This is a genomic window from Streptomyces sp. RLA012, assembly GCF_056270325.1.
This window is the reverse complement of the sequence record NZ_JBWDPA010000002.1, coordinates 11,069,913-11,091,605: the sequence shown is the minus strand read 5'-3', so window position 1 is coordinate 11,091,605 and position 21,693 is coordinate 11,069,913. Positions and strand designations below refer to the sequence as shown.

Here is a 21,693-nt window from a genome sequence, read left to right as displayed (position 1 = left end):
AACCTCGGTCGCCAGGACCGGCGTTGAGGGCCCGGCGCCGCATCCGCTGTCCCCGGCGCCGGGCCCCGGACTGACTCCGCAGGCCGTGCTGGCGCTGCAGCGGACCGCGGGGAACACGGCGACGGCGCACGCCCTGCGCGGACGGTCCCCGGCCGTCGAAGGCAAGGCGGGTTCCTCGCGGCCGGCGCGTCCCGGGCCCGCCGTCCCGGCCACGATCGAGGAACTCCCGGAGAGCAGTGCCGCCGCACGGCTGCCCACGGTGCTTCCCGCCATCGACGAGGCCGAGGAGACCGAGGAGGGCCCAAAGAGCGTCCGGCCGCCACGCGCCACCGCGCGCCCGGGTCGGGCGGCCACCCGGCGACCGGCGCCCCGGCCGACCGGTACTGGGACCGCCGTCCCCCATCCACCGCTCGGACTGCCGCCGTACGTACGGGAGTTACGCGCCCCTGGACTGTCCACCGCGTACCGGCTGACCGGGCACGAGTTCGTGTCCACCACCCTCGGAACGGTCATCGGGCGCTCCGACGGCACGGTGGCCGAGATCCGCGAGGAACTGGCCGGGCGCCCGGAGACCTTCTACGGCCAGGGCCGTTCCTTCGCCGTCGAGGGTCCGGAGGGTAAGGGGTGGTACGACGTCACCGTGACCATCTCCCGGGACAGTACCGACCTGCCCGAGACCTTCGTCTCCCCGGAGGCGGCGAAGGCGCAGGCCGCGGCGGCGCGGCAGGCGAAGGCCATGGCCGCGCTCCTGGCCGAGGCGGAGGCCGCCGCGGGCAAGGGGAAGGGCAAGGCGCGGGCCGGCGACCACGACGGCGGTGACCGCGACGGCGACCGCGACGGCCAGGGCACCGAGTCCGACCCCCGGCAGGCCGCCCGGACGGCGCAGCTGGCGGAGGGCGCCGACATCAAGGTGGACACCCAGCACAACACGTCGGGCGTGGTGAGCCACAGTTCGGGCGGTTCGTCGAGCAAGGGCGTCAACTTCATGGCGTTCGGGCTGGCTCCGGTCGTCCCCGGTGTATGGCTCGGCGGGGCGGTCATGGCGAACGCGCAGCCGTTCCAGTCCTCCACGGACTCACGTGTGCAGAAGACCCTGTCCGAACCGCGGGTGCTGCGCAGCGACAAGGGGTCCGTCGAGATGCGGCGCCAGGTGCGTTACGGCGTACGGATCAAGCGGCAGGACGAGGGGCGGGGCGAGCGGGCGCAGACGTTCAGCGGCGCCGGGTCCCTGATGATGCGGGTGCCCACCGAGCATCTGGTGCCCGTCACCGCCGAGGCGCCCGCGCGGCCCCGGCGCCTCGACGAGCGGTCCGCGACCCGCGTACGGCTCGCCGACTCCCTCGCTCCGGTCGCACTGGACGACGCCGCGGCTCCCCATCCCGGCGGCGGCGGGCTGTTCGACACGGTCCGCTCCGTGCTGCACCCCTCCCTGACCTCACGCGGGGCACCGGGGCGGGCCCGGCTGTACGACGCCACCTCCACCACGACCGTCCTGGAGGACCTGCCCCGGCTGCTGAGCGGCTGGGTGGTCGGCGAGGATCTGGTGGCCAAGGACGGCAGCTCGACGGGCACCTACCGGATGCGTGCCGATCTCACCGACCTGGCGCCCGCGTGGACGGTCGGCAAGACCCAGCTGCGTACGCACCAGCAGGCGCAGCACGCGGTCTCCCACACGGCGGGCAAGGGACGCGCGGGGACCTTCGGCGCGGGCCCGGCGGCGGGGTTCGGCGTGCTGGGCAGCGCCGCCGCGGTGCGCGGGACGGTCATGCCCACGGCCGGGGCGCGCAAGGCGCGGTTCACGGTGGCCGAGCAGACGGTGTCGAGCCGTCAGGGCGCCGAGGTCAGAGGCGACAAGGTGCTCTACCTCGGCAAGGTGCGGTTCAGCGTCGAGGGCACCGGGCCGCTCTCCCCCGCCATGAAGGTGCGCTCCGGCGCCCGCACGGCGCACCACTCGATGGATGTGTGGGTCAGCCTGCGCGCCGACGAGGCCCGGTCACTGGGCCTCGAACTGCCGGCCGGTGTCACGGCGGGCCCCATGGTCGAGAAGCCGGAGGCCGCGGACCCCGGCAGGAAGGACCTCGACCGCGGGAAGCGCGGGGACTCGGAAGACGAGTCCAGTTCGTCCGCGAGCCCGTACACCGAGCGCCATCTGCCGTTCGGCGCCATGGGGTCGAGTGTGGCGATCAGCCAGCTGGACACCGCTCCCCTGCTCGCCGGCATCGAGCGGCTGTTCGCGACCGATCCGCGGCTGGCGGGCTACCTTCCCGGCTTCGGCGCGGGGTCGGGGACCGAGGTGAGCCGCGAGGAAGCCGAGGCGCAGCGCCAGAACTACCGTGAGCTGACCGCCGTACTGTCGGAGACCAACCTGCGCGTCAACAAGGACCAGTTGCTCTCCTCCGGGATCCCCGTCCGGATGCGGCGCAAGAGCCGATGGCACGCGCGTGATGTACAGATCCGGGTCGTCGGCGCGCTCCGCGAGACCGGCTACCTGGGAGACACCAAGGACTGGCTGGTGCGCAGTCACTCCGGCGTGACCAGCAACTCCCAGAGCGGGCGGGCCAGTTCGCGGTCGATCGGCGGTCTGGCACTGGCCCAGTTCCGGCTGATCCCGGGCGCCCTGTCCGCGTCGGTGCGGGCCGAGCGGACCCGGCAGACCTCCCGGCGCAACCAGGCGGGTCCGACGACCCGCTCCGACGTCCTGACCAACGGCGGTGAGAACACCAGCTCGTTCGGCGGCGCGCTGCGCCTCGACGTGGACGTCACCATGACCACGCGGGAGCGGACCGCCAAGCGTGCCCTCACCCCGGGCGCGCCGGGGCGGGACGTGCCCGAGGCGGAGCACATCGCCTCGACCGCGGACACCGAGGCGCTGGCGCTGCCCGAGCAGGATGTACGGCTGCTCACGCCGACCGCGTTCACCCTGGACTCCGCCGCGAAGGACCGGCTGACGGCCCGGACCCGCAGCCGCACATCCGGACCGGGGGCGGCGCAGCGGCGGTTCGAAGCGGCGGGCATCGGCGATCTGTCCACCATGGCGCCGCGGTCGATCGCGGGCCGGGCGGTGCGGGACTGGACGCTGGTGGAGACCCTGGGCGACGGCGGCCCGATCCGGGACCTCGCCTTCCAGCTGCTGTCGCAGGCAGCGGCCCGCAACCGGGAGCTGCGTGCGGACCGCGCGCTGCAGACCGAGGGCCTCGCGCCGCGGCTGGCGATCGAGGAGCGTTTCAGTCCGCAGGCCATCACCTCGGCGCTGCGCCAGGCGGTCTCCTCCGGCTGGGTGGTGAAGAACCTGCGCTATCCGCGGCGGCTCGCCGCGCTGAACGGCGCGGTGGGTACGCGCCTGGCCCTCACCAACCCCGAGGTGGTGGCGGAGGGTACCGGACCGGGCACGGAGACCTTCCTGCTCGGCGGGCACCAGGCCGCCGGGCAGCAGGGCCGGAGCGTCAGCACGGCGGTGCAGGGCGGCGTCCTCGGCTCGGAGAACGGCGCCGACTGGCGGCTCGGCGAGGGGCTGTCGGCCGGCCGGAACCTGGGCGAGAGCACCGCCACCGCGACGACACTGAGCGGCACCGTGGAACGCAACGCCCACACCCCGCGCACCCGGCCCCTCTATCTGGTCCACTGCGACCTGGTGGTCCGGATGGTCACCGAGGTCGAGGTCACCGGAGGCGGCCCGTACGTCGCGAAGGCGGAACGGACGCTGCCCGCCGCGGCCGCCGTCTGGCTCACCCAGGAGCAACTGGCGGCCTCGGGCCTGCGCGTGCCCGGGTCCGCCGCGGAGTCCTCACGAACGGACAAGCAGCCGGGCAAGAAAAAAGAGAAAGAAAAAGAGAAAGAGAAGGCCGCTCCGGAGCGGGCCGAGACGTCACGGAGCGGGGAGTCGTCGAGCGGCAGCGCCCCCGCGGCGGCTCCCGCCCTGGCCCAGGAACTGCCGCTCGGCTTCGGCATGATCGAGGAACTGCCCGACTTCGTCCCCCTGCTGGAGCGGCTGCGCACCGATGTCGGACGGCGTGACCGGACCCTCGCCGATGAGCTGCTGCCGAGACGGCAACTGGCCGACCGGAACGACAACATGCAGCGGTTGCTGCGCGTCCTGGACCGGGACGGCTCCGCCGGGCTGCTCTCCGGGGCCATGGACGGCGGGGTGCCCGTCGAGCTGTTCCGTGGCCGCGGCACGCCGTACTGGGCGGTGTTCCGCGTACGCCGCACCCGGCAGGGCACGGTCGAGGGCGAGGCGAAGGACGGCCGTGACATGGAGTACATCACCTCGGCGGCCGCGCAGCGGGCGGACAGCCGTGAGACGAGCGACGCGCGCGCGGTCGAGGGGGTCGTGGCGGGCGCGGGCAAGCCGGAGGGCGGCGGTGGGCCGCTCAAGACCGTCGGCGGGTCCGGTGGGCTCGGGGTCGGCGTCAGTGACGTCACCAAGTCGGCCACCGTCGGGCGGGGTCAGCTCGGCATGAAGACGGTGGCGGAGGCCTCCGCCCGTTCGGTCAGGATGCGGGTGCCGATCGAGGCGACCCTCGAACTGCACTCGTCCCGGGGGCGGGTGGGTCTGGCGACCCTCGGCGCGCAGTCCCTGATCCACCGCATCCTGGTGAAGGACGTCGAGGCGCTGTCCCGGCTGCGGCCGGTACCGCGCGCGGAGGCGGGGCAGGCATTCCTGCGGCAGGACGACGCCCAGCCGAGCCGGCTGGGCCCCTGGCACGACCGCGGGGTGACCCTGCCGATGGAGGCGCAGGTCAACGGGTTCCGTGGGGCCCCGGAGATCCGCCGGGTGGTCGACGACACGGTACGGGCGGCGCACGGCGGCGAGCGTTATCGCAGGACGGGGGACGCGGCGGCGTACACCCAGCGCGAGGCGGTGTCCACGGAGTGGCTCATCTCCGCCCTGCCGCTGCTCACGGCGGCCGGGGTCGACCTGCCGGTCGTCCATGCCTCCGGCGCGCGGGGACAGGATCTGCGTACCTCCCTGCATGCCCGGCTGCGCGGTGGCCGGGTGCTGGGCGTCGGCGACAAGATGACCTTCGAGACGGTGGCGCAGAGCGCCCTGGACGCGCCCCGGCCCACGGGCACGGACCACCAGCAGGCGGTGGAGCACAACAAGTCGGTACGGGGGCTGGGCGGCGCCGGTGTGCTCAACGCGGACGAGTTCCGGATGAACCAGTTCCTCGGAAACGCCGACCAGGCCGGCGGTGCCACCGACACCTCGGCCCACGCGTCCGGCTCGATGCCGCTGCACAAGCCGAAGTTCGAGTCGACGCTGGTGCAGTTCACCCTGGATGTACGGGTGGTGGCCCGGGTGAGCGACCGGGGCCGCTCCGGCGCCCCGTCCGTGGCGGTTCGCGACTTCACCGTTCCCACTCCGGTGGTGCTGCGGATTCCGGCTCCGGTGGTGCGCAAGATGCTTCAGGATCCGGCCAACCGCACCAGGCTCCACGACCCGGACGGCCGTCTCACGTCCTGACGTGCCGGGGCGGTACGGCCGCGCTCGTCAGCCGGGCGGCGTCGGGTCCGACGTCCGCTCGGCGATCACTGTCGTGAGTTCCGCCCTGCGCCGGATGCCCAACTTGCGGTAGGCGCTGGTCAGATGGGTCTCGACGGTGCGGCGGGCCAGGTGCAGAAGCTCCGCGATCTCGGCGTTGGTGCGCCCGTCGGCCGCGAGCGCGGCGATCCGGCGTTCGCTGCCGGTCAGTGCCTCCCAGCCGGTGAGCGCCGTCGCCGCGCCGCGGGAGCGGCCTTCGGGGAGGACCTCCTCGGCCAGCGCCCGCATGCGTACCGCGCCCAGCCGTTCGGCGTGCTCGGCCGCCTCCCGCAGGGCGTCCCGGGCCCGGGTCCGCTCCCCCGCCGCGACAAGCTGACGCCCGTGCGCGATCAGGGCGGGGATCAGCTCCGTCCGCGCGGACGCGTCCCGCAGCATGTGTACGGCGCGGTCGGCGAGTTCCAGACCGCGTCGGCCCCCGGTCGCGGTGGCGACCCCGCACAGGGCCCGGCCCACCAGCCGGGGGGTGTCCCACACCTGGGCGAGCCGGAGTTCTTCGCGGGCCAGCGCGAGGGCTTCCTGTGGACGGCCCAGCGCGCTGTGGCATTCGGCCGCCGCGGTGCGCCAGGGCGTGACGACGGGGCTCACCACGTCCCGGGCCGTCTGGCGTCGTCCGCACTCCAGGAAGTCGTCGAGCGCGCCGGCCCGGTCCCCCGTCGCCGACCGCAACACGCCCCGGGCGTACAGGAACCGGTTGAGTTCCCAGGAGTCGTGGGCGTCGCGGAGGTCGAAGCTGTCGGCGAGCCGGGCCGCCTCCTCGGTCCGGCCCGTCTCGACCAGGGCGATCACCGCGTGCGCGTGCGTGTTGGCCGGGTCGGGCCGGTGGCGGAGGGTTTCGGGGACCTGCCGGGCCGCCGGGTCGGCGAGCAGGTCGGCGTACCGTCCGCGTATCGCGGCGATGTCCGTCCCCACGTTGAGCAGCGCCAGGTGCATCGGATGCAGCAGCGACGGACTCTGCCGGGCCAGCCCGCGGCGTACCAGTCCCTCGGCCTCCTCCAGTTCGTCGGCCCACTGGGCGACGGCGGCGGCCGTGCCCAGCAGGAAGGGTTCGGCGAGCGCGTCCACCGGTTCCCGCAGCAGGGCGCGGATCCGCTTCATGGCCGTGGCGGCGGGGATCAGACCGGCCGTCGCGTCGTGGCGGACCAGCAGGGCCTGTCCCGCCGTACCGACCAGGTCCGACGACCGCTCGGCGGCGCCGTGCAGCCAGCGGTACGCCTCGCGGCGGATGCCCTGGTCGTGGTCCGACAGCAGCGCCGAGGCGGTCTGCAGCAGCCGTATCAGATCCGGATGGTCCGCCAACTGCTCGTCCAGGCCGCGCAGGACGTCCATCGCGGCGTGTGCCTTGCCGCGCCGGGCCAGCACGGTGCCCAGTGCCACGGCCGCCCGCACCCGGTCCTGCGGCATGCCCGGCAGCCGGGTCGCCTCGGTCAGCCGCGGTATCCCGGCCGAAGAGCGGGCGGCGGCGAACTCCAGGGAACCCAGTTCGGTGAGCACCATGGTCCGGCGGGCGGGCGTGAGCGGCTCGTCCAGCGCCCGGCGCAGATACTCCACGGCGTCGTCGGACCTGCCGTCCCGCACCGCCAGGGACGCGGCGTCCAGCAGCGCCACGGTGGCCCAGGCCGCCCTGACGACCGGTGCCCGCAGCAGCTGTCCGGCCACCACTTCGGCGCGATCGCCGCGGCTCAGCATCACTTCGGCCGCCGTACGGTGGGCCGCCCTCCGGCGGACGCTGGGCCAGCCGCTCAGCACGGCGTCCCGCAGCAGGGGATGGGCGTAGCGCGGCCGCCCGTCGGCGTCGGGGCGGAGCAGGCCGAGCCGGGTCATGGCGGTGAGCCAGCCGGGCACCCTCGCGGGGTCCGCGCCCGCCATCCGGGCGAACAGTTCGGCGTTCCCCTCCACGTGCCCGTCCTCCAGGACGTCGCCGTCCAGCGCCGCGAGGGCACGGGCCACCCCCGCCGTCGCCTCTCCGGCACTCTCCAACCACCAGGACACGGCGGCCGGATAGGCGCCCGGATACAGGGCGGCGCAGGTGTCCGGCACGCTCGCGCGCACGGCGCCGTCCGGTTCCCTGGCACGCAGGTCGTCGAGCAGGGCGCGCAGCAGCAGCGGGCTGCCCGCGCCGGCCCGTACGCAGTCGTCCACCCAGTCGGGTGCGGCGGCGCCGAAGTCCGAACGGACCAGCCGGGCCGCGGCGTCCGGGCTCAGCGGGGCGAGGGTGTGGGTGCGGACGAGGGTGGGCGAGAGCGCGTGCGCCAGACCGGCGGACGGCGGGTCGATGTCGTACTGGCTCCGCTCGGTCGCCACCAGCAGTATCGGCAAGCGGTCGATCCGCCGGGCGGCCTCGACGAACCAGCGGCGCGAGGGTTCGTCGGCGCAGTGCACGTCGTCGACGGTCACCAGCAGCGGGGAGTCCGCGGCGTACGAGCGCAGTTGGTTCCACAGGTACTCCGCGTACGTGCGATCGGGCGGGGCGTCGAAGGCCTCCGAAAGCGGTTCGGCTCCCCTCTCGAACTCGGCTCCGGACGCCAGCAGTTGGAGGACCGCGGCGAAGATCCCGGCGTCGGCCTCGGCCTCGGGTGAACAACGGGCCCGCAGCACCCGCATACCGGCGGCCGCCGCCTGCTCGGCGACGGCCGCCAGGAGGGCGGTGCGCCCGGTGCCGGTGGCCCCTCTGAGCAGTACCAGACGGCCGGACCCGGCACGGGCCCGCTCCACCTCGGCGGCCACCAGCTCCAGGGCCTCCCGGCGTTCACTCAGCGCTTCGAGTGCGCACATGGCTGCCTCCTGTCGTGGACGTCTCATGATCCATCTCGTGGTACGTCTCGTGGTCCTCCACGATTGCGTGGGGCACACCAGGCACAGAAGTCTGGGACAAGCCCTTCGGCCACAGGCGACACAGGGGCGACCAGTACGTGATTTGGGAGAGACGGTTGCGCAGTTCATTACGGACCACTGACGCAGACGTGTCACAGCGACCCGCCGACAGTGGCGCGGCGGATTCCGGAAATCGCATACCGGTAGTGGTCCAGGCGCCCGATCCGATCTCCCGGGCGGGAGTGCGCAGCCAGTTGGGGCAGCACCCGGTGATCGACCTCCTCGACAGCGCGGAGGCCGGGCCCGGCACGGTGGCCGTCCTGGTCAACGAGACGCCCGACGAGACCACGTTGTCCCGGCTGCGCCGGCTGGTGCGCAGCGACGGCGCGCGCGCCGTTCTCGTGGTGGGCGTGATCCGCGAGGCCGAGCTCCTCGATGTCATCGAGTGCGGTGTCGGAGCCATCGTCTGGCGCCACGAGGCCAGTGCGCACCGGCTGGTGCAGGCCGTGCTCGCGGCCTCGCGCGGCGACGGTGACCTGCCCGCCGATCTGCTGGGACGCCTCATCGCTCAGGTGGGTTCGCTGCAGCGCACCGCGACCGGCCATACCGGGGCTCCGCTCTCCGGCCTGGTACCGCGCGAGATCGATGTCCTGAGGCTCGTCGCCGAGGGACTGGACACCGGGGAGATAGCGAGCAAGCTCTCCTACTCCGAACGTACCGTCAAGAACGTCATGCACGGACTGACCACCCGGCTCCACCTGCGCAACCGTGCGCACGCCGTGGCCTATGCCCTCCGGGAAGGCTACATCTGAGTCCGACGGTCCTCCGCACGGGGCCTGCCGAGCGGGACACCGGGCGGTTCACAGCAGACGGGTACACATCGGGTACACGGCCACTACGCGGTGGGGACCCGGCAAGACGTCACGGCACGGTGGGAGCACGACGGTGATTCACGAGGTGGACGAGGTCCTCAAAGGGCTGCTCAAGAGCGGTGCGATGGCCGGTTCCGGCATCGAGATCGCCTTCGAGGCACCGACCCGCGAGTGGGCGGCCCGGCGTAACGCGCCCGCCATCAACACCTACCTGTACGACATCCGCGAGGACGTGCGGCGCCGGGAGCGCGGTGCCATGGCCGTCCGCGACGAACGCGGGATCGTGCTGCGCCGCCGCCAGCCGCCCCGGTGGTTCCGCCTTTCCTACCTGGTCACGGCCTGGACCAAACAGCCGCTGGACGAACACCGACTGCTGTCCGCGGTGCTGGCCACCCTGCTCCCCCACGAGATCCTGCCGCCCGACCAACTCCCGGGCGCCCTGGGTGAGCTGGGCCTGTCCGTGCCGCTCACGGTGGCGGGGCTGCACAGCGAGTCGCGGTCCCTCGCCGAGATCTGGTCCGCGCTCGGCGGCGAGATGAAGCCGTCGCTGGACCTGGTGGTGACCGCCCCGTTCCCGGCGTACCCGGAGTACGACGCCGGGCCGCCGGTCACGGAGGGCGCGGGCGTACGCGTACGGGGAATGGACGGCACGCTGGAGGGCTCGCCCGAACGGCGGCACCAGGCACGGCACTTGGCGTCCACGGCGACCGACACCGCGCCGGGCACGGACCTGCCCGCGGCGGACGCGCCGGGCGCGGGCGGTTCGACCGAGGGTCGTTCGGCCATGGGGAGTTCGGCCATGGGGCGTTCGGCCGCGGGTCGTCGAAACGGGGAGAAGCACTCCAAGTGACCTCGCACGTCCCGGCGTCGGCCGCCCTCTCCGGGGGCCCGGCCGACTCGCTCCTGCCCCGGCTGTCCCGGCTGCGCGACCGAGTCGCCCTGCTGGTCGAGCACCGCGGCGCGACCGATCCCACCGCGGCCGATCCGTTGCGTGGCCTGTATCTGTCCGAGGAAGCGGTACGGCATGTCCTGGAACCGGCCGGGCGGGACCCCGAGCCCGGGGAATGGGCGGCCCCGGAGCGAGGCGGCGACCGGCTGGACCAGCGGGGCGACCGCCTCGACCTGCTCGCCGGGCGGCTCGGGCTCTCCGAACTGGACGTCCGTATCCTGCTCATCGCCCTCGCACCGGACCTCGACCGCACCTTCGAGCCCCTGTACGGCTACCTCAACGACGACGTCAGCCGCCGCCGGGCCACCACCGGGCTCGCCCTCGACCTGTCCGGACTTCCGGCGCACCATGCCGAGGCACGGGCCCGCTTCCATCCCTCGGCTCCGCTGCCCGCCCTGGGCCTGGTCGTGGTCGAGGAACCCGAACGCCCCTTCCTCAGCCGGTCGTTGCGCGTACCCGACCGGCTGATCGCCCACCTTCTCGGCGACGACACCTGGGACGCCGCACTGACCGGCCATGTCCGCCGGCTCCGGGCGCCGGTCCGGGGCGAGGAGTACGACGAGGTCTTCCTGCGCAGGCTCGCCGACCGGCTGACCGACGCCCCGCTCACCGCGTATCTGCGCGAACAGCGCGCGGGCGACGGCCTGGCCTGCGCCGCGGCCGCCCTGCGCGGATCAGGGCAGGAGGCGCTCCACTTCAACCCGGGCGGTACGGCCGCGCAGGAACCGATCGCCGAACTGCTCCGCGAGGCACGGCTGCGCGACTGTGCGATCGTCGTGTCACCGCTGCCGGAGGACCCCGCCCCGCTGATGCGGGCGCTGGCGGCGGACGACGTGTCCGTCCTGTTCACCGATTCCCGCCCGTACGATCCGCACTGGTACGACCATCGTGACCCCCTCGTCCTCGACGTGCCCCGGCTGCGCTCGGGCGCGGTGGACACGTGGCGGGCGGCACTCGGCAGCGACAGCGAACCCTCCACCGACACCGGGTTCTCCGCAGCCGCGGCAGTCGTACGGGAACCCGCGCCCGACTTCGATCTCACCCCTGTCGTCGCGCCGTACCGTCTCGGCGGGGACCGCGTCCTGCGCGCCGCCCGCGCCGCACGGCACCTCGCCGCGTTCGACGGCACCGCGCTGACCCCCGCCCATCTGCGGCTGGCCGCCCGGCAGCAGTCCGCGTCCGGGCTGGAGCGGCACGCCCGCCGGATCCGTCCCGACGTCGGCTGGGAGGATCTCGTCCTGCCCGACAAACCGCTCGTGCAGCTGCACGAACTGGCCCTGCGCGCCCGCCATCGCGACCGGGTGCTCGGCGACTGGCGGCTGAGCGCGGGCGGCGGCCGCGGCCGGGGCGTCCTCGGTCTCTTCGCGGGCGACTCCGGCACCGGCAAGACGCTGTCCGCCGAGGTCGTGGCCGCCGAACTCGGCCTCGACCTCTACGTCGTACAGCTCTCCTCGATCGTCGACAAGTACGTCGGCGAGACGGAAAAGAACCTGGAACGCATCTTCACCGAGGCGGACCGCACCGACGCGGTACTCCTCTTCGACGAGGCGGACTCCGTGTTCGGCAAGCGGTCCGAGGTGAAGGACTCGCACGACCGGTACGCCAACATGGAGAGTTCCTATCTGCTGCAGCGGCTCGAATCCTTCGACGGCATCGCGCTGCTCACGACCAATCTGCGTGCCAACATCGACGAGGCGTTCACCCGCCGTCTCGACCTCGTGATCGACTTCCCGTTCCCGGACGCCGATCAGCGACTGGCGCTGTGGCAGCACGCCCTGACCCATGTGCCGCGCGCCGACGACACCGACCCGCACACCGTCGCCCGCGACTTCGAGCTGGCCGGTGGTTCGATCCGCAGCGCCGTCGTCACGGCCGCCTACAGCGCTGCCGGTCGCGACGCGCCGGTCACCACGGCCGACCTCCTGGAGGGCGCGCGGCGCGAGTACCGCAAGGCGGGGCGGCTGGTGCCGGGCGAAGGAACCTGGTAACCCCTCGCCCGGCTGCCCCGACGCCCCTTTGGCCGACGGCCGGACCGAGACCGCCGACGACCTCGTCCTCAGCCCCCTGACCACAGCCACAGCCACAGCCACAGAACCCCACGGACACAGAAAGCGGGGCGCCGCGGGCCGCGCCGGTGATGGCCTGCCACTTCTCCCTGCCGCTTCTCCCTGCCACTACACGCTCCTCGCCGTGAGTCCGCTGTCGTAGTCGCCTTCCAGCACAGCGCCCATGCCCGGCAGCACGACATCGGCGAGCGGGGTTGCCACGCCGGTGTCCCGGCCGAGTTCCTGCGCGGCCGCGAGGTCTTTGCGGGCCGACGCCTCAATGGAGTCGGCCCGCGCGCGGATGGTCCCCGCGGCGTCGAGATGGTCGTGCAGGAGGAACAACTGGGAGGTGCCACCGGCCACCGCCGTCTCCAGCACCTCGACCAGCTTTCGCGCGTCGACACCTCCTCTCTTCGGCACCAGCCCCTGCGCCCGCCTCAAGCCGTAGTCGGTTACGGCGCACGTCAGCGACCGCGCCGCCACACTGCTCCAAGGAACTTGGTTTCTCCCCGGGGGCGACGCGGGCCGGCTGCGAGCAGGCGGGCGAGACAGCATTGTGTGCACGCGGCGAGGGTCAGCCACGTCCATCGGTCGGCCGCCTCGGGGGTGCGGATCTTCGGCGAGGTCCAGCCGAGGGCTGTTCGCCCGGGCGGAAGGGTGTGCTCGATACCGAAGCGCCGCAGGTATGCCTGCCAGAGGCGGTCGGCGATCAGCCGGGACACGAGCTCGCGGCGGCCGGGCGAATCGGCACTGAGCACCAGCACCGCCCGCCGGACAGAGGCGACGGCACACACCGACGCGAGACAGTAGGACGCACGGCCTGGTTTTCATGCGACGGGGTGTCCGGAGTCTTGGGACACCCCTCATCCCCACTGTTACGATTCAGTGACGCTCGCTGTTGAGCCGAGCACGCTGTACCCGCTTGTCCAATGATGTTTCCCAGGAGGCTCCCATGGCGCGCAGGACCGGCCGCGTGACGGCGACCGACGTCGCCAAGGAAGCAGGAGTTTCACAGACCACGGTCAGCTATGTACTGAATGACGTGTCGCACCAGAAGATCTCCGAGCAGACCCGGCGCAAAGTGCTGGACGCGGTGGCGAAACTGGGCTACGAACCGTCGGCCGCCGCACGCGCGCTACGCCTGGGCCGCAGTGATCTGGTGCTGATGTTCCTGCCGGATGTTCCTGTCGGCGGCACTCTGACAGCCCTGGTCGAGTTGCTCGGCGATGAACTGGAGCGCCACGGCCTGAACCTCGTCACACGGCGCGAGCGGCACTCCCCGCTCAAGTCACTGTGGCGGGAACTCATGCCGGCGGCCGTGATGACGACCTTCGACGTCTCCGCCGAGGACGTGGCCAGCATGCGGGCGGCCGGCATCCACGTGGTCAGCGCCGGGATGGGCCCGACCGCCGCACCGGGCGTGCTGACCATTCCCCAGACCCTCATCGGCACGATGCAGGTCGAGCGGCTGGTGGCGACCGGACACGTACGCATCGGCTACGCCGCTCCCGGGGATCCCCGGCTCCGGGATTTCCTGACCCTGCGCCTCGAAGGCGCCCGCGCCGCCTGCGCGGAACGCGGTCTTGAGCCGCCCGTCCTGCTGGAGGTGCCCCTGGACATCTCGGCGGCTGCCGCCGCGGCCGAGCAGTGGCACTCGGCCGTCCCCGCCGTCACGGGGGTGTGCGCCTACAACGACGAGACGGCTTTCGCCCTCCTCGCGGGTATGCGCAGGGTGGGTCTCGCCGCCCCCGACGACCTGGCCGTGATCGGCGTCGACAACGACAAGCTGGCGCCTTTCGCGGTACCGCCGTTGACCACGATCGACAACAACCTCGATGTCACCGTGGGCCGCGCAGCCCGGATGATCATCAATGGCGTGACCGGCCGATCGCTGCCGACGCCGCCCCAGGTAACTCCGCTGAGCCTGGTCGTACGCGAGTCCGCCTGACGCGAGTCCGCCTGACGCGAATCGGCCAGACGCAAGTCGACCTGACGCAAGTCGGCCTGACGCAAGTCGGCCTGACGCAAGTCGGCCTGACGCAAGTCGGCCTGACGCAAGTCGGCCTGACGCAAGTCGGCCTGACGCAAGTCGGCCTGACGCAAGTCGGCCTGACGCAAGTCGGCCTGACGCAAGTCGGCCTGACGCAAGTCGGCCTGACCAGGACGTCTCCGGGCAGATTCCGGGGGAGGTCAGCTCCCGGCGTGCCATCACGCCACTCCTCCGGGTTCCGGCTCTCCGGAAAATGCTGATGCAAGGGTCTTGTGGCCCGCCAAGGGCGGGGCTACGTTACGCATACGTTTCACTTGTACGTATCAGTGGCTGGTTCTAGCCCACCGAAAACGGTGGAGACAAACCCCTTTGCGCCAGGAACGGCTGACCGCCAAGAACGGTCCAGGCCGCGTCAGGACCTGGTTTCCCACTACCTCCGAGGCCCTTGAGGGCGGCTCGATGCCCGACGCCGCCCGGTCATCCACTCACCAGCGGAGTACCCATGCGAAGAATCGCGCTGACGGCCGTATCGGCTGCCCTGATGTTGTCCGCGGCCGCGTGCGGCTCGGGCTCAGGTTCCGGTTCGGGGAAGGCGGCCACCGGCGGCACCCTCACCCTGGCCCCCCTGGTCGCGGCGCAGCCGTGGGACCTGGCCGACGCCGGACTCGGCAACAACGCGCAGTACTACCAGCCCGTATACGATTCGCTGCTCCGGTTGTCCCCGACGGCCGAGGTCAAGCCCAACCTGGCGACCAAGTGGTCGTACGACGCGGCCCGTACGGTGCTCACGCTGACCTTGCGCACCGGCGTCAAGTTCACCGACGGCACCGCCTTGGACGCGGCGGCGGTCAAGGCCAATCTGCTGCACACCAAGGAAGGCACCAGCGAGGCGGCGGGCCAGCTCAAGGGCATCAGCGGCGTCGACGTGGTCGACGCCACCACGGTCGCGGTCAAACTCTCGGCCCCCGACCCCTCGTTGGTGCCGAACCTCGGCAACGTGGCCGGAATGATGGCCAGTCCCAAGGCCATCACCGCGGGGACGATCAAGACCACCCCGGTGGGTTCCGGCCCCTACACCCTGGACAAGTCCGCCACCACGGCGGGCAGTACGTACACCTTCGTACGCAATCAGGGCTACTGGAACAAGGCTGCCTTCCCCTTCGACAAGATCGTCCTCAAGCCGCTGACCGACCCGACCGCCGTGCTCAACGCGCTGCGCTCGGGGCAGATCAACGGTGCGCTGCTGGCCAGCGCCAAGAACCTCGCACCGGCCAAGAGCAGCGGGCTCAACGTCACCAAGTACACCTCCGGTGACGTCGAGGGCGTGTACATCTGGGACCGCGAAGGAAAGATCGTCAAGGCGCTCGGCGACGTCCGGGTCCGCCAGGCCCTGAACTACGCCTTCGACCGTTCCACGATCGTCAAGACGGCGAAGCAGGGACTGGGTCAGGCGACGACCCAGATCTTCAACCCGTCGAGCTCGGCCTTCGACAGCTCGCTGAACTCCACGTACTCCTACGACCCGGCGAAGGCCAAGCAGCTGCTGGCCCAGGCGGGCTATCCGCACGGCTTCTCGGTCACCGTCCCGGATGTCTCGGCGGTCTTCCCGGACCAGCAGGCGGCCATGGTCCAGCAGCTCGAGGACGTCGGGATCAAGGTCAAGGTCGACAAGATCCCGGTCACCCAGTTCATCAGCGCCCTCCTCGCGGGCAAGTACCCCCTGTCCTACATGACCCTGGCCTCCTTCCGCCCCTGGGACACCATCCAGATCGAGGTGGACAAGGGCGCTCTGTGGAATCCGCTGCACACCGAGGACCCCAAGGTCACCGACCTCATCGCCAAGGCCCGGTCGGCGACCGGCGCCGCCCAGGACGCGCTGTTCAAGGAGCTCAACACCTACCTCGTCGACCAGGCGTGGAACGCGCCCTGGGACTCCGTGGAGAACACCTACGCGACGACCAAGAGCGTCACTTTCACCCCGCAGGTGTTCGCCGCCGTTCCGCCGATCTACAACTTCAAGCCCGCTGGCTGACCTGGGCAGCCGGCCGGGCGGGAGCGGTGGCATCGCGCCCGCCCGGCCGCCTGTGAACAGCGGTCAGGGAGAGGCAAGGTGGAGAGACTAATGATCGTTTTCTTGGTCCGGCGCATCGCCGCCGGGCTGGTCCTGGTCCTGGTGATCGCGACCACGACCTTCGCCCTGATGGGCCTCACCGGTTCCGATCCGGTGCGCCAGATCGTGGGGCAGACCGCCACCCAGCAGCAGGTGGCCGCCAAGTCCGCCGAACTCGGACTCGACCAGCCCATGGCGGTCCGCTACGGGCACTGGCTCGCGGACGCGGTGCACGGCAACCTCGGCAGCTCGTGGTTCAGCGGTGAGTCCGTGACGAGTTCACTCGCCGACCGGCTGCCGGTCACACTGTCGATCGTGCTGGGAGCGCTGCTGCTGTCAGCGGTACTGAGCACGGTGCTGGGAGTGGCCGCCGCGGTCCGCCGGGGTCCCCTGGACCAGCTGGTGCAGCTGCTCGCCGTCCTCGGCTTCGCCGTGCCCAGCTTCCTGGTCGCCCTGGTGTTCGCCGTGGTGATCGGCGTCGACCTGGGCTGGCTGCCCGCGACCGGTTATGTTCCGCTGGCGGACTCGGCGGGCGGCTGGCTCCGGTCGATCACCCTCCCGGCGCTCTCGCTCGCCGTCGGAGCGATCGCCGCCACTGCCCAGCAGGTGCGTGGCTCCATGGTCGACGTACTGCGCGCGGACTACATACGTACCCTCCGCAGCCGTGGCATCAGCGAGCGGAGCCTGCTGTTCCGGCATGCGCTGCGCAACGCGGCCCCGGCCGCTCTGACCGTGCTGGCCCTGCAGTTCATCGGCCTGGTCGGCGGCGCGGTGGTCGTCGAGAAGGTCTTCGGCCTGAACGGGATCGGAAGCCAGGCGACAGGCGCCGGATCCCAGGGCGACACGCCGGTGGTCATGGGCGTCGTCGTGGTCATGGTCGCCATCGTCGTGGTGGTCAACATCGTGATGGACCTCGCGTACGGATGGCTCAACCCGAAGGTGCGTGTCGGATGATCCTTCCCCAGTCCGAAGAAACGGCGGACACCGTGGCCGTCGCCGCACCGGGGCGCGCGGGACTCCTGCGCCGGCTCCTGCGCAGTCCGGTGGCCGTGACCTGTCTGGTGATCCTCGCACTCATCTCTCTGGCGAGCCTGTTCGCACCGCTCCTGACCAGCCAGGACCCGTCCCACTCCTCGCTGACCGACAGCCTCGCCCCGATGAGTGGAAAACATCCCCTGGGCGGTGACGGCGTCGGCCGCGACGTCCTGTCCCGACTGCTCTACGGCGGGCGCACAAGCCTGCTGGGAGCCCTGCTCGCGGTGGTCGTCGCCCTGGCGATCGGCGTTCCCGCCGGTCTGGTGGCCGGCTACTACCGCAAGTGGTTCGACGCCGTCAGCAGTTGGCTGGCCAACCTGCTGATGGCCGTACCGGCGATCATCGTGTTGCTGGTGGTGATGTCCGCGGTGGGGCAGAACACGTACATCGCCATGGCGGTCTTCGGCGTGCTGATGTCGCCAGGCGTCTTCCGGCTGATCCGCGCCTCGGTGATCTCCGTACGCGAAGAGCTGTACGTGGACGCGGCGCGGGTGTCCGGCCTGGCAGACCCCCGGATCATTCGCCGGCACATCCTGCCCGTCGTGCAGGCGCCGACCATCATCCAGGCCGCCCAGATGCTCGGTCTCGGCATCGTCATCCAGTCCGGCCTCGAGTTCCTCGGCCTGGGCTCGGCGACCCAGGCGAGCTGGGGCTCCATGCTCAATGACGCCTTCGCCAACATCTACACCAAGCCGGTCCTGATGGTCTGGCCCGGAGTGGCGCTCGCGACGACCGTCGCCGCGTTCGGCCTGCTGGGCAACGCCCTGCGGGACGCGCTGGACGCAAGCGCGGCGAACGGGCGGAGGCCGCGCGCCGCCGCGGCCCGCAAGCGGGTCGCGGAGAAGAAGGCGCCCGTCACCTCCGAAACCTCAGGCATGAGCACAACGTCCGAGGCGGGGGAGGTGGACGACGCCCTGCTCGTCCTCGAAGGCCTGACGGTCTCCTATCCGACGGCCGAGGGAGAGAAGACCGTCGTCGACGGGGTCTCCCTGACCGTGCGCCGGGGCGAAGTCCTCGGACTCGTGGGGGAATCGGGCTCGGGCAAGAGCCAGACCGCCTTCGCCGTCCTCGGCCTCCTGCCCCGGGAGGCCCAGGTCTCCACCGGCCGGCTGGTGTTCGACGGCAAGGAGCTGGGACGGCTCGGCCGCGCGGAGATGAACCGGTACCGCGGCCGCCGGATCGCCTATGTGCCGCAGGAGCCGATGTCCAACCTCGACCCCTCCTTCCGTATCGGCGCCCAGCTGGTCGAGCCGGTGCGCCGGCACCTCGGACTGTCGGCGGCCGAGGCGCAGGCGAAGACTCTCGGCCTGCTGGAACGGGTCGGCATCGCCGACCCGGAACGGGTCTTCGACTCCTATCCGCACCAGATCTCCGGCGGTATGGCGCAGCGCGTCCTCATCGCCGGCGCGGTGTCCTGCGAACCGGACCTGCTGATCGCCGACGAGCCGACCACGGCGCTCGACGTGACCGTGCAGGCAGAGGTACTCGACCTGATGCGGTCCCTTCAGCGCGAGCGGAACATGGGCGTGATCCTGGTGACCCACGACTTCGGTGTGGTGGCCGACATCTGCGACCGCGTGACGGTGATGCAGACCGGCACCGTGGTGGAGTCCGCACCCGCACGGCAGTTGTTCGCCGATCCGCAGCACCCGTACACCCGCATGCTCCTGGCGTCCACGCTGGAGGACGCCGAACCGCGGTCCGCGCTCAGCCGCACCGCGCCGACGGGCGCCGCAGGGACCACGGACATCGCGGGGACCACGGACATCGCAGGGATCATGAGCACCGCACGTCAGGAGGGTCCGGCATGACCGGGACACTGGACAAGGATCTCCCGGCGGAGCCCCTGCTGGTCGCCGACGAGGTGGTCGTGGAGTACCCGTCGAAAGGCTGGCGCAAGCCACCGTTCCGGGTGCTGAAGGGGGTGTCGATCACCATCAGAGCGGGCGAGACCCTCGGCCTGGTCGGTGAGTCGGGATCGGGCAAGACCACCCTGGGCCGGGCCGTCCTCGGACTGGCCCCGGTCACCTCCGGCACCGTCCGCTACCGCGGCAAGGTCATCTCGGGCCTGGGCAGAAGGGAGCGCCGGGCGCTCAGCGACGACATCCAGGTGGTGTTCCAGGACCCGTACACCTCGCTCAATCCGGCGATGACGGTGAACGACATCCTCAGCGAGCCGCTGAGAGTCGCGGGAACCTCTCGGGCGGAAGCCGAGAAGCGGGTGAAGGACCTGCTCGACCAGGTCCGGTTGCCCGCCGACGCCGGGGAGCGGCTGCCACGGGAGTTCTCCGGCGGCCAGCGGCAGCGCATCGCCATCGCCCGGGCGTTGTCCCGGGACCCGCGGGTCATCGTCTGTGACGAGCCGGTCAGCGCACTGGACCTGTCGACCCAGGCCCGGGTGCTGGACCTGTTCGTCGAGATCCAGGAGCGCACCGGCGTCGCCTATCTCTTCGTCACGCACGACCTGTCGGTGGTCCGGCACATCAGCCACCGGGTTGCGGTCATGTACGGCGGGGAGATCATCGAAACCGGGGACGCGGCGACCCTCACCACCGCACCCGAGCACCCCTACACCCAGCGGCTGCTGCTCGCCGCGCCCGTGCCGGACCCGGCGCGGCAGGCGGAGCGCCGGGCCGAGCGGCGGCGCCTGGCAGCGGCCACGGCAGCCGACGTCTCCACAAATGTTTCCACGAACGCCTCCCCAAACGCTTCCACAAGCGCTTCCACAAGCGCTTCCACCAACGCTTCCACGACGGGAGACCTGGCATGACCCTGCGCAACCCCACCGTCTCCGGCTTCCACCCGGACCCCAGCATCACCCGCGTCGGCGACGACTACTACCTCGCCTGTTCGAGCTTCGAGTACCTTCCCGGCCTGCCGCTGTTCCACAGCCGCGACCTGGTGCACTGGGAGCAGATCGGCAACGTGGTGACCCGCCCGGGGCAGCTCGCGCTGGAGAAGGTCCCCACACTCGGCGGTGCCTGGGCGCCCACCATCAGGTACCACGACGGCCGCTTCTGGCTGGTCGTCACCGACGCGATGGGGCGTGGCAGCCTGATCTTCACCGCCGACCGGGCCGAGGGGCCCTGGTCCGACGGCATCGTCATGCAGGGGGTGCCCGGTATCGACCCGGACCTCGCCTGGGACTCCGACGGCACCTGTTTCGTCACCTATTCGGGTCTGCAGCTCGACGGTGACCGCGCCGGCCGGCATCTGGGCATCCAGCAGGTCCGTATGAATCTGGAGACCGGCCAGGCCCTCGAAGAACCCCGGTCGCTGTGGTCGGGTACCGGACTGATGTTCCCCGAGGCTCCGCACCTGTACGAGATCGACGGCACCTGGTACCTCCTGATCGCCGAGGGCGGCACCGAGCGCGGGCATGCCGTGAGCATCGCCCGTGGCACCCGTCCTGACGGCCCCTTCGAGGGTTGCCCGGCCAATCCGGTGCTCAGCGCCCGCAGCACCGCCCGCCCGGTCCAGAACACCGGCCACGCCGACCTGGTACGTACCCCCGACGGAGGCTGGGCGCTGTTCCTGCTGGGTATGCGGCCCGGCGGTCTGACCAGGGCTTTCTCCCCCATGGGCCGGGAGACGTTCAGCACCGCGCTGGAATGGGTCGACGGCTGGCCGGTGGTACAGCCGGTCGAGCTGACAGCGCCCACCGGACCGGTCGTCCGCCACGACGACTTCACCGGCACGGAACTCGGTCTGGAATGGATCTCGATACGGACGCCGGCCGCCGAGTGGTCCTCGCTCACCGAGCGCCCGGGCCACCTCGTCGTGCATGCCGACGGCTCCACCATGGACGACCCGCGCCCACGGTTCGTCGGCCGCCGCCAGCAGCACCAGTCGGCCGTCTTCTCGGTCCGGGTGGACAGCGCCGGCGGAGTCGGCGGGCTGAGCCTGCGGATCGACGAACGCCACCACTACGACATCGAGGTGGGGGCCGGCATCGCCCGTGCCCGCGCCCGGGTGGGCGGGCTCTGCCAGACCTGGGAGCAGCCGCTTCCCCCGGGGCCGGTGACCGTACGGATCGAGACCGAGCCGGTCAGCGGCATGGGCCTCGACGCCCTCGGCCCGGACCTGGTCCACCTGTCCGCCGACTCCGGCACCGGACCGGTCGAGCTCGCGGTGCTCGACGGCCGCTATGTCTCCGCCGAGACCGCGGCGTCCTTCACGGGCCGCGTCGTCGGCATGTACGCCGCTGAAGGATCCGTCGCCTTCGACCGGTTCAGCTACCGGGGCGAGGACTAGCCACCCACCCCGCACAGCCCGTCCGAGACGCCCCACCGATATCGCCGCTTGCCGGCACACCGAACTGACAGAAAGCCACCAGTAC

The 21,693-nt window shown here is 71.7% G+C and carries 13 protein-coding genes and 1 pseudogene; 10 read left to right on the top strand and 4 right to left on the bottom strand.

The window, feature by feature from the left end:
- The first annotated feature begins 85 nt into the window (after positions 1–85).
- A complete protein-coding gene (locus tag RV986_RS50405) occupies positions 86–5,464 on the top strand; it encodes a hypothetical protein (protein WP_475923822.1) in 5,379 nt (1,792 codons plus the stop codon).
- 27 nt (positions 5,465–5,491) lie between these two features.
- Here RV986_RS50405 and RV986_RS50400 read toward each other — a convergent pair whose 3' ends face one another.
- Positions 5,492–8,314, bottom strand: a complete 2,823-nt coding sequence (locus tag RV986_RS50400; protein WP_475923821.1) for an AAA family ATPase — start codon at positions 8,312–8,314, stop codon at positions 5,492–5,494.
- A gap of 188 nt (positions 8,315–8,502) precedes the next feature.
- On the opposite strand from RV986_RS50400, the gene RV986_RS50395 reads away from it, so the two are divergent.
- The 3 genes from RV986_RS50395 (at position 8,503) to RV986_RS50385 (ending at position 12,162) form a co-directional block, all read left to right on the top strand.
- Entirely contained in the window at positions 8,503–9,165 is a 663-nt protein-coding gene (locus RV986_RS50395) for a helix-turn-helix transcriptional regulator (RefSeq protein ID WP_475923820.1), read from the top strand.
- A gap of 133 nt (positions 9,166–9,298) precedes the next feature.
- Positions 9,299–10,075, top strand: coding sequence for a Pvc16 family protein (locus RV986_RS50390; RefSeq protein WP_475923819.1), 777 nt, complete (start codon positions 9,299–9,301; stop codon positions 10,073–10,075).
- On the top strand, positions 10,072–12,162 hold the full coding sequence (locus RV986_RS50385) for an ATP-binding protein (protein WP_475923818.1): 2,091 nt from the start codon (positions 10,072–10,074) through the stop codon (positions 12,160–12,162). Before RV986_RS50390 ends, RV986_RS50385 begins: the two co-directional genes overlap by 4 nt.
- 186 nt (positions 12,163–12,348) lie before the next feature.
- Here the strand turns inward: RV986_RS50385 and RV986_RS50380 are convergent, their stop codons facing one another.
- A complete protein-coding gene (locus RV986_RS50380) occupies positions 12,349–12,639 on the bottom strand; it encodes a hypothetical protein (protein ID WP_475923817.1) in 291 nt (96 codons plus the stop codon).
- Between the two features lie 44 nt (positions 12,640–12,683).
- The gene (locus RV986_RS50375; protein WP_475923816.1) at positions 12,684–12,977 is read right to left on the bottom strand and encodes a hypothetical protein; all 294 of its coding nucleotides are present in this window, start codon (positions 12,975–12,977) and stop codon (positions 12,684–12,686) included.
- A 194-nt stretch (positions 12,978–13,171) separates the two neighbouring features.
- On the opposite strand from RV986_RS50375, the gene RV986_RS50370 reads away from it, so the two are divergent.
- On the top strand, positions 13,172–14,167 hold the full coding sequence (locus RV986_RS50370) for a LacI family DNA-binding transcriptional regulator (protein WP_475923815.1): 996 nt from the start codon (positions 13,172–13,174) through the stop codon (positions 14,165–14,167).
- 41 nt (positions 14,168–14,208) lie between these two features.
- Here RV986_RS50370 and RV986_RS50365 read toward each other — a convergent pair.
- A pseudogene (locus RV986_RS50365) lies at positions 14,209–14,367 on the bottom strand (pentapeptide repeat-containing protein); the annotation flags it as partial.
- Positions 14,368–14,711: 344 nt separating this feature from the next.
- Between RV986_RS50365 and RV986_RS50360 the strand changes: the two are divergent.
- From RV986_RS50360 to RV986_RS50340, 5 genes are all read left to right on the top strand, one after another.
- A complete protein-coding gene (locus RV986_RS50360; protein ID WP_475923814.1) occupies positions 14,712–16,241 on the top strand; it encodes an ABC transporter substrate-binding protein in 1,530 nt (509 codons plus the stop codon).
- 90 nt (positions 16,242–16,331) lie between these two features.
- Positions 16,332–17,273, top strand: coding sequence for an ABC transporter permease (locus tag RV986_RS50355; RefSeq protein WP_475923813.1), 942 nt, complete (start codon positions 16,332–16,334; stop codon positions 17,271–17,273).
- The gene (locus tag RV986_RS50350) at positions 17,270–19,165 is read left to right on the top strand and encodes a dipeptide/oligopeptide/nickel ABC transporter permease/ATP-binding protein (protein WP_475923812.1); all 1,896 of its coding nucleotides are present in this window, start codon (positions 17,270–17,272) and stop codon (positions 19,163–19,165) included. The genes RV986_RS50355 and RV986_RS50350 overlap by 4 nt, the downstream gene beginning before the upstream one ends.
- On the top strand, positions 19,162–20,124 hold the full coding sequence (locus tag RV986_RS50345) for an ATP-binding cassette domain-containing protein (RefSeq protein WP_475923811.1): 963 nt from the start codon (positions 19,162–19,164) through the stop codon (positions 20,122–20,124). The genes RV986_RS50350 and RV986_RS50345 overlap by 4 nt, the downstream gene beginning before the upstream one ends.
- Complete coding sequence (locus tag RV986_RS50340) at positions 20,121–21,608, top strand: glycoside hydrolase family 43 protein (protein WP_475923810.1); 1,488 nt, start codon at positions 20,121–20,123, stop codon at positions 21,606–21,608. Before RV986_RS50345 ends, RV986_RS50340 begins: the two co-directional genes overlap by 4 nt.
- The last annotated feature ends 85 nt before the right edge of the window (positions 21,609–21,693 follow it).

Excerpts from the sequence above, each read along its gene's own strand:
- RV986_RS50345 (WP_475923811.1), top strand. The coding sequence starts at position 19,162 with ATGACCGGGACACTGGACAAGGATCTCCCGGCGGAGCCCCTGCTGGTC.
- RV986_RS50360 (WP_475923814.1), top strand. The coding sequence starts at position 14,712 with ATGCGAAGAATCGCGCTGACGGCCGTATCGGCTGCCCTGATGTTGTCC.
- RV986_RS50355 (WP_475923813.1), top strand. The coding sequence starts at position 16,332 with ATGATCGTTTTCTTGGTCCGGCGCATCGCCGCCGGGCTGGTCCTGGTC.
- RV986_RS50370 (WP_475923815.1), top strand. The coding sequence starts at position 13,172 with ATGGCGCGCAGGACCGGCCGCGTGACGGCGACCGACGTCGCCAAGGAA.
- RV986_RS50400 (WP_475923821.1), bottom strand. The coding sequence starts at position 8,314 with ATGTGCGCACTCGAAGCGCTGAGTGAACGCCGGGAGGCCCTGGAGCTG.
- RV986_RS50350 (WP_475923812.1), top strand. The coding sequence starts at position 17,270 with ATGATCCTTCCCCAGTCCGAAGAAACGGCGGACACCGTGGCCGTCGCC.
- RV986_RS50340 (WP_475923810.1), top strand. The coding sequence starts at position 20,121 with ATGACCCTGCGCAACCCCACCGTCTCCGGCTTCCACCCGGACCCCAGC.